At 46.5% G+C, this 14362-nt stretch carries 13 protein-coding genes; all 13 read right to left on the bottom strand.

All coding sequences use genetic code 11. The features are described from left to right. Positions 1-140: 140 nt before the first annotated feature. Positions 141-1205, bottom strand: coding sequence for a recombinase RecA (gene recA, locus NYE45_RS11235; RefSeq protein ID WP_062833851.1), 1065 nt, complete (start codon positions 1203-1205; stop codon positions 141-143). Between the two features lie 242 nt (positions 1206-1447). Beyond that, on the bottom strand, positions 1448-2704 hold the full coding sequence (locus NYE45_RS11230; RefSeq protein ID WP_062833850.1) for a competence/damage-inducible protein A: 1257 nt from the start codon (positions 2702-2704) through the stop codon (positions 1448-1450). A 108-nt stretch (positions 2705-2812) separates the two neighbouring features. Beyond that, positions 2813-3400, bottom strand: coding sequence for a CDP-diacylglycerol--glycerol-3-phosphate 3-phosphatidyltransferase (gene pgsA / locus NYE45_RS11225; RefSeq protein WP_062833849.1), 588 nt, complete (start codon positions 3398-3400; stop codon positions 2813-2815). Positions 3401-3720: 320 nt separating this feature from the next. Continuing rightward, entirely contained in the window at positions 3721-4212 is a 492-nt protein-coding gene (locus NYE45_RS11220) for a YajQ family cyclic di-GMP-binding protein (protein ID WP_017689115.1), read from the bottom strand. 154 nt (positions 4213-4366) lie between these two features. Continuing rightward, positions 4367-4531 (bottom strand): hypothetical protein, encoded by a 165-nt coding sequence (locus NYE45_RS11215; RefSeq protein ID WP_167350848.1) that lies wholly within the window; start codon positions 4529-4531, stop codon positions 4367-4369. A 73-nt stretch (positions 4532-4604) separates the two neighbouring features. Continuing rightward, positions 4605-5657 carry a RodZ family helix-turn-helix domain-containing protein gene (locus tag NYE45_RS11210; RefSeq protein ID WP_340016672.1) on the bottom strand — a complete coding sequence of 351 codons (1053 nt, stop codon included), beginning with the start codon at positions 5655-5657 and terminating at the stop codon, positions 4605-4607. Positions 5658-5723: 66 nt separating this feature from the next. Then, entirely contained in the window at positions 5724-6491 is a 768-nt protein-coding gene (locus NYE45_RS11205) for a DUF3388 domain-containing protein (protein WP_062833847.1), read from the bottom strand. Between the two features lie 197 nt (positions 6492-6688). Beyond that, entirely contained in the window at positions 6689-6952 is a 264-nt protein-coding gene (locus NYE45_RS11200; RefSeq protein WP_062833846.1) for a DUF3243 domain-containing protein, read from the bottom strand. 162 nt (positions 6953-7114) lie between these two features. Further along, positions 7115-7885: a 3-oxoacyl-ACP reductase FabG gene (gene fabG / locus NYE45_RS11195; protein ID WP_340016671.1), complete on the bottom strand. Its 771-nt coding sequence runs from the start codon at positions 7883-7885 to the stop codon at positions 7115-7117. A gap of 1 nt (position 7886) precedes the next feature. After that, positions 7887-9167: a pitrilysin family protein gene (locus NYE45_RS11190; RefSeq protein ID WP_076330697.1), complete on the bottom strand. Its 1281-nt coding sequence runs from the start codon at positions 9165-9167 to the stop codon at positions 7887-7889. 3 nt (positions 9168-9170) lie between these two features. Beyond that, the gene (locus tag NYE45_RS11185; protein WP_340016670.1) at positions 9171-10451 is read right to left on the bottom strand and encodes a pitrilysin family protein; all 1281 of its coding nucleotides are present in this window, start codon (positions 10449-10451) and stop codon (positions 9171-9173) included. Between the two features lie 125 nt (positions 10452-10576). Beyond that, positions 10577-11407, bottom strand: a complete 831-nt coding sequence (gene sleB, locus NYE45_RS11180; RefSeq protein ID WP_062833842.1) for a spore cortex-lytic enzyme — start codon at positions 11405-11407, stop codon at positions 10577-10579. A 198-nt stretch (positions 11408-11605) separates the two neighbouring features. Then, the gene (locus NYE45_RS11175) at positions 11606-14344 is read right to left on the bottom strand and encodes a DNA translocase FtsK (RefSeq protein WP_340016669.1); all 2739 of its coding nucleotides are present in this window, start codon (positions 14342-14344) and stop codon (positions 11606-11608) included. Positions 14345-14362 lie beyond the last annotated feature (18 nt).

The raw sequence follows: 14362 nt of genomic DNA, 5'->3' as shown, positions 1-14362 counted from the left end.
TGGGACAGGGGCTGTTGGACAGCGAGAGCACTCCCACCATAATTCCTTATCCAGATCGAGCCAAACTCAATCAGGCAAGTTTACGGAGTCCAGAGGGCAACGCCCTCCGGGCCCTCCCCACAAGGGAGGGTTTGGGAGGATTACTCGTTGATTTCAAACAGTTCTTGTTCTTCTTCTGCTTCTTTTTGTTGCTCTTCACTAGTTGGCGCAGGAACTGCAGTAGTCAAGTTACTAGCTACACGAATCTTTTGTTCAATGATTTCAGCAATGTCTTTATGCTCTTTCATGAACTGCTTCGCGTTCTCACGTCCTTGTCCTAAACGCTCGCCTTCGTATGAGTACCATGCACCACTTTTATTAACGATGTCCAGCTCTGTACCAATGTCAATGATACTGCCTTCTCTCGAGATACCCTCACCATACATGATATCCACTTCCGCTTGTTTAAACGGAGGTGCTACTTTGTTTTTCACAACTTTAATACGAGTACGGTTACCAATCATGTCATTGCCTGATTTGATACTCTCAATACGACGTACATCCAGACGTACTGTGGAATAAAACTTCAGAGCACGACCACCAGGTGTTGTTTCCGGGTTACCAAACATAACGCCGACTTTCTCACGAAGCTGGTTGATGAAGATTGCAATTGTTTTGGATTTGCTGATTGCACCAGACAATTTACGTAGCGCCTGAGACATCAAACGCGCTTGCAAACCGACGTGTGAATCACCCATTTCGCCTTCAATCTCTGCTTTTGGAACCAATGCAGCTACGGAGTCAATAACGACGATATCTACTGCACCACTGCGTACAAGAGCTTCTGCAATTTCCAGCCCTTGCTCACCCGTATCTGGCTGAGATAGAAGCAATTCGTCAATGTTAACACCCAATTTGCTTGCATATTGAGGATCAAGAGCATGCTCGGCATCGATAAATGCTGCTTGTCCACCAACACGTTGTACTTCAGCAATCGCATGCAATGCGACAGTTGTTTTACCTGAAGATTCAGGTCCATATATTTCAACAATACGGCCTTTAGGCAAGCCGCCTGTTCCTAATGCAATATCCAAAGCCAAGGAACCACTGGGAATAATTTCCACGTTCATATGAGTGGACTCACCCAGTTTCATGATGGATCCTTTACCAAATTGCTTCTCTATTTGACGGAGCGCCATATCAAGCGCGGCACGACGGTCTGACAATAAGCTCACACCCTTTACTGTTTATAAGATAATGATACCTTGTTTTAACACGTTTGCCAAGCTTTTTTTCGAACATACATTCGTTTTTTTGTGAAGGCCGAGGCGCCTCTTCCTCAAAGAAACTTTCCATTAAACAGAAAAAAGAACCGTAAACAAGGCTGCAAAGCCTAATTCTACGGTTCTTCCGTCTTCCTTAATTATACTTGCTTGGAACTGCAAATGCAATCCATGTGGTTAACTAATCAATCCATTGCCACAAGTTTTTGCCATAAGCGATAGAGAATCGCTTTAGCTGAACGAATGCGAACCGTCTCACGATTACCATTGATGCGCAGCTCATGAATTTCCGTCTCTTTTCCACGTTCAGCAAGAGCGATGAAGACAAGTCCAGGTGGCTTGCGTTCCGAATATCCCGGTCCAGCTACACCGGTAACGGCCAGGCCAAAATCAGCATCGCCAATCATGCGGATCTGCTCAGCAAGCACTTTAGCAACCTCTGGACTTACCGCGCCAGGTGCATCTTCACCTTCCAGGTAATCATGAGGCACATTCAGCAGCTTTTCTTTAATTTCATTGGAGTAACACACAATTCCGCCTTTAAGCATCGACGCACTTCCGGGTACAGAAGTCAGACTTTGCATGACAAGCCCTCCTGTACAGCTCTCCGCTGCGCTAAGCGTCAGACCCATGTCAGACATCATAGTTACAATGGTGTACTCTATAGGCACATCCTCGTTCGCGTAGAGATGTTCTGTCAAACGTTCCCGAATCTGGACTTCCATCGCATCCAGCTTCAGCTTCGCCTCTCCCTCACTCGCGGCCTTGGTGGAGACACGTACTGTAACTTCGCCTTCGCTCGCGTAAGGAGCAATCGTAGGGTCTGTCTGCGCGTCAATCAGGTCCAGAAGTCGATCCTCCAGAGCAGATTCACCAATACCTGCGAATTTGAGCATTCGGGAGTAGATCGGCATCTCTTCTGTGAGTACATGCTGGAACAGCCAAGGCTTGACTTCCTGTTCAAACATTGGGATTAGCTCTTTAGGTGGTCCAGGCATCACCACATAATATTTATCATTGTCAGAGATTGCATTCCCTGCCGCAAGGCCTGTTTCATTGGCCAGAGGTGTCCCGCCATCAATAACGATCGCCTGACGTCGGTTATTCTCTGTCATATCGACATTTCGATCTCTGAAAAAGCTCTCGATTTTGTCCATAGCCATTCGATCGATATGCAATTTCCGGTTAAGAACAGCTGCAAGCGCATCCTTGGTCAGATCATCTTGGGTAGGCCCAATGCCGCCGGAAAATAAAATAACGTCTGCACGGCCCTGCGCAATGCGAATGGCTTCACTGAGCCGATTCAGGTTGTCCCCAACCACCGTTTGGAAATATACATCGATCCCCATCGCAGCCAATTCACGGGATAGGTATCTGGCATTGGTATTGACGATTTGTCCAAGCAGCAGCTCTGTGCCAACTGCAATGATTTCTGCCTTCATTGAGCATCCTCCTGTACACGTGGTGAGTGATCAAAGGGCAATAGGATAAATTCCTATTGCCCCTGACCCAATGCTTCCTTCTTGATTACCCATTTTAAAAGCAAACCATTATGCTTTTGTTAAATGAAGCAGGTTTTTGTTTTTGATAAAGTAATCGATACCCGACCAGATGGTAATAAGCGCTGCTGCCCATACCGCGATAATATCGACGTGAATACCCGTGTATGAAAACGGGAAATTGTTCAACAGCAACAGCACAATCGCCACAATCTGCACTACCGTTTTCAGCTTGCCCCATGCACTGGCGGCGACAACCGAACCATCCAGCAATGCAATTTGACGCAAGCCGGTAACTGCAAACTCACGACTAATAATAACAACTGCAATCCAGGAATCCAGCTTGCCCATCTCCACAAGCGAGATCAATACTGCAGTAACCAACAGCTTGTCTGCTAGTGGATCAAGCAGTTTTCCCAGATTGGTAACCATGTTATTTTTCCGCGCAAGGTATCCGTCAATTCCATCTGTGCTTGCAGCGATGATAAAAATAACAGCAGCAATCAGTTGATTATACGGAAGCGAAAAGCTTCCAAGCTGAAGCGGCTCTGGATAAAATGGAAAATCCACGAGCAGGAACACCATCAAAAAAGGGATTAAGCAAATTCGTGCAAGCGTAATCCGGTTGGGTAAATTCACAAGACGCCCTCCCTCATATCCTCCATTACTCCAAACATTCATCATAATCCCGTTATCATCATCCGGAACATGAAATGTACAGTTTCAATGTCAATCCAAATTAACATGATCCCACTATGTAGAAACGCAAAAAATAAAGTCAACCGCTCAAAAGCAAAACCGCTTTAAACGTCCCGGTGACTTCCAGAAGATGTACTGCTTTTCACAAAGTCAGCAAACGATGAGGACTGGACTTGATGCATGACTGCCAGCAATGCACACTTAGTATAATATACGCCCAATAGCGTGTCAAAAAACACTTTTGCTACAAAAAGGCCATATTACTTGAAATTTGTATATTGCAAATCCAGAGGCAGGTTAGCACCGTTTAACAGCTGCATTACTGCTTGCAAATCATTTTTACTCTTACCAGTTACCCGCAGCTGGTCTCCCTGAATCTGACTCTTCACTTTCATCTTGGAGTCCCGAATAAGAATATTGATTTTCTTGGCGATGTCCTGATCAATCCCCTGTTTGAAATTCAAACGCTGGCGGACTGTACCAGAAGACGCTGGCTCCACTTTGGCATAATCAATGTTTTTCAATGGTAGACCACGCTTCGCCATTTTGGATTGCAGCACATCAATGACAGCCTTGAGTTTGGTCTCATCATCAGATACGATCGTTAACGCATCCTTATCCAGTTTCAGACTGCTTTTGCTGCCCTTGAAGTCATAACGAGTGCCAATTTCCTTCTCGGTTTGTGTAACGGCATTTGTCAGTTCTTGCAAGTCCATTTTGGACACGATATCAAATGAATTTTCTGAACTCAAACCAGTCACCCTTTCAGTTAATCGTATGTTCTGTAACATTATAGAGGATACCTTAAGCAAAAGTCTAATTTCAAGCCATTTTGTACAAAGAAAAAAGCATTTTTGGTTTCCACTTGAGGTGGTTGCCAAAAATGCTTGCTGGTCCAGCTTCCAACTAATAGCGGCTACGGTTGGGCTGTCTGAACATATCGAGCACACCCAGAAGCACATGTGCAAGTCCAAAACCCAATATTCCGTAACCCCAAGCACTTGGAGTCAGGTAATAACCCAGGAGGCTGACAATGATCCCTAAACCCGTTACGATCCAGCTGACTGTCATAGCCATCCACCTCACTTCACCAAAAGTTAACTGCAAGTTAAGACAACGTTATTGTCTCCTGCAGTTGACTCGGTTATTCGCTGCCAGTGGTACCCTCTGTACCGTCCGTAGATCCATTTTCAACACCTGTAGAAGAAGCAGTACTGCCACTATCTTCACCAAGCTGCAGACGGATCCGATTGGTCGCCTTGCCATCCGTTACAACTTGCCCACCAACCTCAATCGTGGTCGCTGCAGCGTAACCGGACTTAATATACATACCTGCACTATCCAGCTCAAAGGTAAAGCTGTCGCCTTCGGCTGTATTACCATATTCCAACTTCTCTCCACTGGAGTTCTCGCCCTTGTACACTTCCAGCCAGCTATGACCTGTTGCTTTGATCGTAACCGTAACAGGCTTACCTGCACTTCCGTTGACTTTGAAGTTCGTAATATTCCCGGATTTCCCATCTTCTGCAACCGTTACAGTAGAAGGTGAATTGTCTGTCGGTTCTTCCTGATCTTCACCCGTCTGTCCGTCTGTTTGGCCATCAGTTTGACCATCCGTCTGTCCTTCAGTGTCCGCACCACCACCGTTACCACCAGCGTCACCTTCACCAGTACCCTCATCAGTGCCTGAATCCGTCGCAGGAGGGTTAGACGCCTGTCCGTTGTCTGCAGGTTGATCCGGTTTATCCTCAGGCTGCTGTTGACTGTCTGTAATTTTGACCGAGTCCAGCCCTTGGTTATCCTCAGGATCATCCTTATTCAACACAACGTAAGCATACAATAAAACAACAATCAGAATCGGGAATGTCCACATCAGTGCAACTGACATCCATCGATTACTACGCTCAACCGGACGGCTGGAACGCTTCTGAATAACCGGTTCCATTGTTGCTTCCGCCTCTTCTGCCGGTACGTCTTTTTTGTGTCCCTCCAGCAGCTCATCAGGGTTCAGTCCCACGGTCTCCGCATAGGTTTTAATGAAAGCACGCACATAGAAGCTGCCCGGCAGCACTTTGTAGTCTCCTGCTTCTATGGCCTCCAGATACCTCTTGCGAATTTTTGTCATTTCCTGTACATCGTCAAGACTCATCCCTTTTTGCAGCCGGGCCTCTCTTAACTGCTGACCCAGTTCAGACATGCCATCTCCTCCTTATGTTTATCTCTTGAGTTGTTGCTAATCTATTCCATGATTCCGTACGGTTCCTTACAATTCATCGGTGTAGCTAGCCGTAAACGTATCATAAATAATTTCTTCATTCGGATTGTTGCGAAGTTCAATAATAATATCAAAATCATTAAAATCATATTCGGATTCCTGTACAAAAATATCCGGATGTTCAATAACTTTGGTGCTAGGCATGGTCATAATATCCTGCAACAGGTTGTAATGCCGCTCACTGGAGCGGATGGTGCTAACAATACCGTCGATAATGAACACATTGTTTGGGTTCAATTCGTCCTCGGAGAGCTGGCTCCTTATGGTCTGACGAAGAAGTGTCGAGGAAACAAACGTCCAACGCTTCATTGCACATACGCTACCCGCAATGATGGACTCCGTCTTGCCAACACGAGGCATGCCGCGCAAGCCGATGACCTGATTACCTTCCCTCTTAAATACTTCACCCAAAAAGTCCACAAGTAACCCAAGTTCATCTCGTGTAAAACGAAATGTCTTGCGATCATCCGAGTCACGGTCAATGTATCTGCCATGACGTACGGCCAGAATATCCACCAATTTAGGTTGACGCAAAGCCGATACGGTGATGCTGTTTACTTTGGCAAGCATTTCACCAAGCAAACGAATCTTCTCATCATCATCCGATTCAAGTAGCATACCTCGGGTTTTGCCTTCTACACCGTTAATGGTCAATATATTTACTTCAAGCATCCCCAGCATAGAGGCAATATCGCCTAACAAACCAGGTCTGTTCTTATGTATTTTATATTCCATGTACCATTGTTTAGATTCCATTTCAACACCCCGTAATGCATTATTCCACATTATTCGACAGCAACAGAACGTGTCCACTGGACAACAATCTGAGACATCTTCTAAAAATGGGTCACGTTAATGATATATAAAATGAAAATGAATTACAAGAACAGCTCTGTAATCCGTTTGTAATCATTAGAGAAAAGCCCCCTTGCGGGAGCTCTTCATCTGAAATCTTATGCGTTTTGTTTGGCCAATTTGACCATCAGGCACGCAATCGTACGACGCTCATCTGCATCGCCGACATCCCATAGTTCTTTCAATGCCCGGTTGGAATGATTCGCCGGATCGACTTTCTCATCGAGGAAGTCACCGATTTCATACGCAAGTTTGTTGATGGTATCTTCACTCATCCCCATCTTCTCTGCTTGCAGTACGCGGTCACCCAGGAACTTCTTCCATGTGTCAAAACTGGAGAGCACTGTTTTTTCTGTTGACATGATAAATCCTCCTTAGCTGTCGCATGAGATTTAAAATCAACAGTTGTAATATGTGCTTTCGAGACATTTTATATACGAGCATTTTGAAAATAATCGAGAAGACGGCTGCATCTCGGCGACTTTCACCTGTTTCGTTCATAGCTAGTCAAGTTTTTTGCTTTTTTACGTTAACCAACCGCCATTTGGACTGATAATCTGCCCATTGATATAACCCGATTCAGGGAGGGCCAGAAAATAAACCAGTGATGAGATTTCATCAGGTTGAGCAAGTCTTCCTGCCGGAATTTCCTCTTCCAGCATCTTCAGTTCACTTTGATCCAGATGGTTCAGCATGGATGTCTGAACGGCGCCAGGAGCAACGGCATTTACGGTTACTCCGGAAGGTGCGAGTTCTTTCGCAAGCGCTTTGGTGAATGCATTCACCCCACCCTTGGTTGTGGAATACAGCACCTCACAAGAAGCACCAGACAGTCCCCAGATTGACGATACATTAATGATTCGGCCATACCTTTGGGAGATCATGTGCGGCATCATTTCCTGTGTACACATAAACGTGCCTTTGAGGTTAATCGCCATCACTTCATCCCAGATCTCCTCTGTAACATCAGCCAACATCCCATAGTGCGAGATGCCTGCGTTGTTCACAAGGATATCTGGCATGAGATTGTGCGACTCCAGCTTCTCACGCATGCGCTCAATCTGTTCCCGGCTGCGAAGATCCGCAGACACGGTCATGATTTTTCCACTGCCTTGTTCCATGCACCGCCTGGCGGCTTCATTCGCTGCTTCATGCGATTTCATATAGTGTATAACAACATTCATTCCCACTCTGGCGAAGCGTTCTGCGATAGCCGCTCCAATACCACCGCTTGCGCCAGTAACCAGTACAGTCATTTCCCCAATTGCCTTCAAATGTCCTGTTCCCCTCTCCATATCAAGGACTCACGACTAGCGATACGGCCAGTTGATCCCAACGAATATGCTCTCTCAGTCTGCGATTTACATCTTCCAGTGTAATCGATTCATAGAGCGGCAGCATATTGAAGAAATCACCCCCACGGAATTGCTGACGTGTAAATTCATGTGCAATGTTCTCCGGAGAATTGAGCATACGCAAATATCCGCCTATTTTCTTTTTTCGTGAACGTTCAAAATCCGTAGAATCAAACCCTTTTTGCACAATAGCATCCACTTCTTCACGTATACGCGCCAGCAGTTGGTCCGGGTCTTTCGTATCCCCACCAATGGCTGAAAACGCGTATTGCGGCGAACTGTTATACTCATGTCCAAAGCTGTCCGAGATCAGGTCTTCATCGTAGAGCTTCTGAAATAACCTCGTGCTTGAGCCGAACAGAAGATCCATCATCAACTGCGTTGTCGTATCTCGCCGTAACAGTTCTTCTCCAGTGAGTCCAACGTCTGTCTCCTTGAATCCAAATAAACATTTGGGCAAGGAAACCGCCAGTTTCGCTTCCCGTCTGGCTTCTCCTACCTGCTCAGGCTCCTGTTCGAAGAAGCGTTGAATACTGCCCTGTGGCTTATAGTCCTTCTGTTCCTGGTTCGAACGAACCATATCAATGACTTCCTGGGGATCGACACCTCCCACCACAAACAAGAGCATATTGCTCGGGTGATAGAAGGAGTTATAGCAGGAATACAGCGTTTCCTTCGTGATCGTACTGATGGATTCCACCGTTCCTGCAATATCGATATGCACCGGATGTTTCTGATACATAGCTTCGATCAGTCCAAAATAAACACGCCAATCCGGATTATCAGCATACATGTTAATTTCCTGTCCAATAATGCCTTTTTCCTTTTCCACATTTTGATCCGTGAAGTAAGGATTTTGCACAAAGTCGACTAATGTTTGTATATTTTCATTCACATATTCGGTCGCTGAAAACAAATAAACCGTCTGATCAAAGCTCGTAAACGCGTTAGCTGAGGCACCGTGAGACGCAAACGTCGCAAAAATATCGCCCGTTGGTTCTTCGAACATTTTATGCTCCAGAAAATGCGCAATCCCATCCGGAACCTTCACTTCTTCCTGTCCTTCAACCTGAAAATGATTATCCACCGATCCATACTTGGTTGCAAACGTCGCATACGTTTTCTGGAATCCCGGTTTAGGCAAAATATAGACATGCAGTCCGTTATCCATCACTTCGTAATATAGTGTCTCCTGCAAATGCTCATACCGAATGCTCTCCACCGATTATTCCTCCTTCTCGTCCCGCAAGAAATAAATCGTATCCAGACGGAATTGTTCTGCCGCCTCACGAACATCTTCCTTGCTAATGTGTTCTACCTGAGTCAACAGTTCTTCAGCCGTTCTCTCTTTGCCAGACAACTGCCGATTGAAGTCATAAGCGATCATTTCAAAGGCAGAATCCTGCATTTCCTTAAGCAGATTACGGATCATCGCTTTGGTCTGGGACATTTCCAGATCACTGATTGTACCGCTTTTCATTTCTTCCAGCTGCTGCTTGATGATCGTGACAGCCTTCTCATAGTTGGGGATTTCAATCCCGGATTGAATCGTTGCAATGCCTTTGTGTCCGTCATATCGGGAAGACGCGTAATACGCCAGACTTTCTTTTTCACGAACATTCACAAACAGCTTGGAATGAGGATATCCGCCGAGAATCCCGTTGTACATTAGCGCTGCTGCATACTGAGGATCTCCATAGGTAATCGATGTGCGTAGTCCCATATTAAGTTTTCCCTGACCCACCTTCAGTCGCTCAACTACAGTCTCTACTTCCTTATCCCCTCGAACCGCTGCCTGTGTCTGATAATCGGAGGAGGATGTTCGATCCACATTAAAATGACGCTGAACGAGGTTCTCAACCTCCTCCAGTGTCGTATCCCCCACCACATACAGATCCATGCTCGCCTGCTGTAGCCACTCTTGATAAGAGGTAGTCAGTGTGTCAGGCTCAATCCCGGGAAGATCCTTGCGCTCACCCAATGGGTGAAGCCGGTACGGCTCGTTCTTGCACATTTCCTCAATACTGCGTTCAGCAGCATAGCGCATTTTATCATTCACGATGGACTCCAGCTTTTTACGTACAGTCTCTCGCTCTGCTTGTACATAAGACGTCCTGAAATGTCCATTCTCCTGTGCAGGTCGGGTAAGAACCTCTCCAAGGAAGGCAAATGAACGATCCAGTAACTGCTCATCCCCTCCAACGAAGGAATCATTAATGGTATCCATCCGGAACTGTACGATCTGGTAATCCCCGCGTTTATACACGTCAAAACCAAAACCTGCTCCATACAGATGTTCCAGTTGTTCACGAAATTGCGTTGTTTCCGGATAAGATTCGGTGCCGCGCCGTAGAACAAAAGGTGTCAAGGCTACTTTGGTTACCGTATCTTCCCGCAAAGGAACTCCTGCATATAGCGATATCGCGAACGTTTTGAAACGTTTGGTCGGAAGCACATGTATACGAAACTCTCTCTTGCTACCTCGTTCGAATCCTGATGTATTCAAATGTCAAAACCCCTTTACGGCGTCATTTATCGTGCAATCGTGAAGCTTAAACGTAACAACCATTTTAACCCAATCAAAAGGCAAGAAGCAACCGAAGTCAAGCCTTCTGGTTGCTTCCAACATCATCACATACAAAAAATATGCTGCCCGATTGTTTTCACCTGTGGACGGGTCCAGATCCATTTGGATGTTGCTGTCTTCGGATTAAAATAATAGAGGCATCCGCCTGACGGGTCCCAGCCATTCAATGCTTGTTCAACTGCCTTTTTGGCTTGTGCGTTCGGTTCCAGGTATATCTGTCCGTCCGCTACAGCCGTAAATGCACCAGGCTGAAAGATTACGCCAGAAGGCGTACTTGGAAAACTTGGTGAATTTACGCGATTCAGAATTACTGCTGCTACTGCGACTTGACCTTCGAACGGTTCCCCCCGGGCCTCGCCATAGACAGCGTTAGCCATAATTTTGAGTTCATTCTCCGAGAGACCGAGTGCATTGGCAGACCCCATATTATCCTGCTCTTTGTCTGCTGTGTTGCTGCCGCTGCCCTCACCCCCACCTGAGGATTCCTTGTGAAGTGGCGGTTCTGTTGGCGACCATTTGGTTGAAGCATTGTACAGCTTGAGCTTGGTTGCAGCTCCAACCACACCATCTGCCTTCATGCCAAACTCGGATTGAAACCATTTGACCGATTTCAGCGTGCTGCTGCCAAAATTACTGTCGATTTTACCATTGTAAAATCCCAAGTACTTCAGACGACCCTGAAGCTCGTATACATCCTGACCGTAACTTCCATATTTCACTGTATTGCTGCTAAACGTAGGTAAGGCCTTTTCTTCTACCTGCGGTGTACGCTCGGCTGAACTTTCAGTTGCTGCATTCCCAGGAAGCAAATAACGAATTCCCAATGCGGATATCAGCAAAATAGCAGTGAAAAGCCATAGGTTCATTTTTCGCATAGACTGTGCTCTACCTTTCTCTTGTGGGATTAACAGAATCGCTAAGGTTATTATGACAAGCCTGCTTGCTTCCTATGCACCAAAACATCCGATCTTTGGAGTAGATGGCAAAAGTTCAGTCCGATGGGCAAGCAAAAAGCCCTCAACCAATAAGGTTGAGGGCTTAAACGATTCATTGTAACCATGTTACATGTTACACTACGAGCTTATTTTATTCTGTTGATACTGTTCGAGTGAAACCAGCACTTCCCGTGGTTTGCTGCCCTCGTAAGGACCAATTACACCTCGGGCTTCCATGGAGTCAATTAAACGTGCTGCACGCGTGTAACCAACCCGCATACGACGTTGTAGCAGGGAGACTGAAGCTTGTTTTGCCTCCAAAATAATCTGTACAGCTTGCTCATATAACTCATCCTGTACTTCATCAGCTGCCTGAATGGAGTCATCTACCTCAGGTACAATGGACTCATCATACTGCGCTTCACCTTGACCTCGTACATAATTAACAATATTTTCGACTTCTTCATCGCTCATAAAGGCGCCTTGTACACGAACCGGTTTCGATGCGCCCATAGGCATGAACAGCATGTCTCCACGGCCCAACAACTTCTCAGCCCCACCCATATCCAGAATCGTTCGGGAATCCACTTGTGAGGATACCCCGAAGGCAATCCGGGAAGGAATGTTAGCCTTGATTACCCCGGTAATAACGTCAACGGAAGGACGTTGTGTGGCAATAATCAGATGGATTCCGGCTGCACGAGCCATCTGGGCAAGTCGCGCAATCGCATCTTCCACATCTCCGGCTGCAACCATCATGAGATCTGCAAGCTCGTCCACAATAACAACGATATACGGTAGAACAGCGGCAGGATTATCTTTCATCAGATTGTTGTATCCTTCAACGTTCCGCGTACCGGATTTGGAGAACAGTTCATATCTTTTCTCCATCTCAACCACGATCTTTTTGAGCGCAAGTGACGCTCGTTTAGGATCCGTTACTACCGGCGCCATCAGATGGGGAATTCCGTTATATACGTTCAACTCAACCATCTTGGGATCGACCATCAAGAACTTCACTTCATCCGGCTTCGCTTTGTACAATATGCTGGTAATGATGCCGTTAATACATACCGACTTACCGGAACCTGTAGCACCTGCGACCAGCAAATGGGGCATACGAGCCAAGTTACCAATGATCGTCTGTCCAGAGATATCTCGGCCAAATGCAATGGTCACTTTGGATTCTGCATCCTGGAACGTTGCTGTCTCCATTACTTCACGCATCGTTACAACCGACACCTCGCCATTAGGTACCTCGATACCTATTGCGGACTTCCCGGGAATCGGCGCTTCCATCCGGATATCTTTTGCGGCCAGAGCCAATGCGATATCATCAGTAAGACTGACAATCCTGCTGACTTTAACACCAATATCGGGCTGAATTTCATACCTTGTAACAGCAGGTCCTCGAACCACTTCAAGTACTTTGGCGCGAACACCGAAGCTTTCCAGTGTGGCTTCCAGTTTGCGCGCTGTCTGCATGTAATCCTTCTGGTCACCCGCTTTGCCCCCATTGTTCGGCTTGGCAAGGAGACGGAATGAAGGCAGCTTGTACGGCTTCGGTGGCGGAGGTGGTGGTTTGATTGGTTGTACGTCCTGCCCATCAGAAGTTGGACTATCTGTTACCGACGTTGCATCATTCAGCACTTCTTCTCCACTCTGAATGTCATCCACAGCATTCGGCACGCCCGTTCCCGCATCGGATGCAGACCACTCTGTCTCTACCAGTTCATCCGTTATTTTAATGGCACGCTCGCCCTCTTGAACAGCGTTAGTATCGGTGAGATCATCCGGGAAAGGATAAGCATCATCCAGATCATCTTCAATACTTGAATCTTCTGCTCTCACATGCTCGAAAAAGTCTCGAATGATCGGCGCAGAGTTAGGTTTAGCCTGAACGGGAACATGTGATGAAGCGGATTTATCCGCTACGTCTTCGGTTGCATCCTGCCAAGCATCTGGACGGTGATCTTGTTCGGCACGGTAGACAATCTGTTCTGTTTCTGCCGAATCCGCCTGATCGATTTCACGTCCTGATTTCGCCTGTTCCCGATCAGCTCCCCATTTTCCAAACAGTTGGAAGAAAATTGGCGCTTTTCGTTTAGGCAGATGCTGTTCCTCTAATTCATCCTCATACTCGTCTTCATCATCTTCAACAGGGACAGGTACCACTTTACGAGCGTTCCCTTTCTTCCTGGCATCAGAAGTTGAAGCAGAACGTGCAGAGGGCCTTGCCTCCAGCTTCTTGTACATTGAACTTCCGGCATCCCAGATCTTGGTTCGGAATATTCGGATCAAATCCACATAAGAAAGACTCGTAATCAGCATAAAACTGATGACAAACATGACGATCATGATGAGTCTTGCCCCAAGGCTACCGAACAGCCACAGGAACAGGGCAAATTGCCCAGCTCCGAGATAACCACCACTGATATCCTTGTTAAGCATGGAGTCCCTCTCACCTGGCGCAGCAGGAGTTAGCAACTCGGTTTGCATATCATTATGTACCTGTGTAATCACAGCACCAGGCTCAAGCGCACCCACCGGAATGAGCTTCTGGTGCATTGCAGAGACGGTACTCATCAGAGTTAAGGCAAAGACCAGCAATACCAGTCCTGTCTTGCGCGTGGTCCAGCCACTCGGCCATTTCCGGTGAATCATCACCATGAGACCATAATAAATACCAACAAGTGGAATCGCAAAATAAAACTTACCAAGCATCAGTCCGAACATCTTGGAAAGCGAACGTCCAACGGTGGCTTCACCCGATAATGCAATGACAGCAAGGGTAATAAGCACAATCCCGTAAATTTCATATTTTAAAACGCCGCTAAAACCAGCGCCCTTTTTTTTCCTCTTTTTTCTTCTGGCCAAAATCAGGTCACCCCCAGA

Source organism: Paenibacillus sp. FSL K6-1318, from assembly GCF_037976905.1.
Classification (GTDB): domain Bacteria; phylum Bacillota; class Bacilli; order Paenibacillales; family Paenibacillaceae; genus Paenibacillus; species Paenibacillus amylolyticus_A.
The sequence above is the reverse complement of the archived record's forward strand: the minus strand, read 5'-3'. Positions and strand labels throughout refer to the sequence as shown.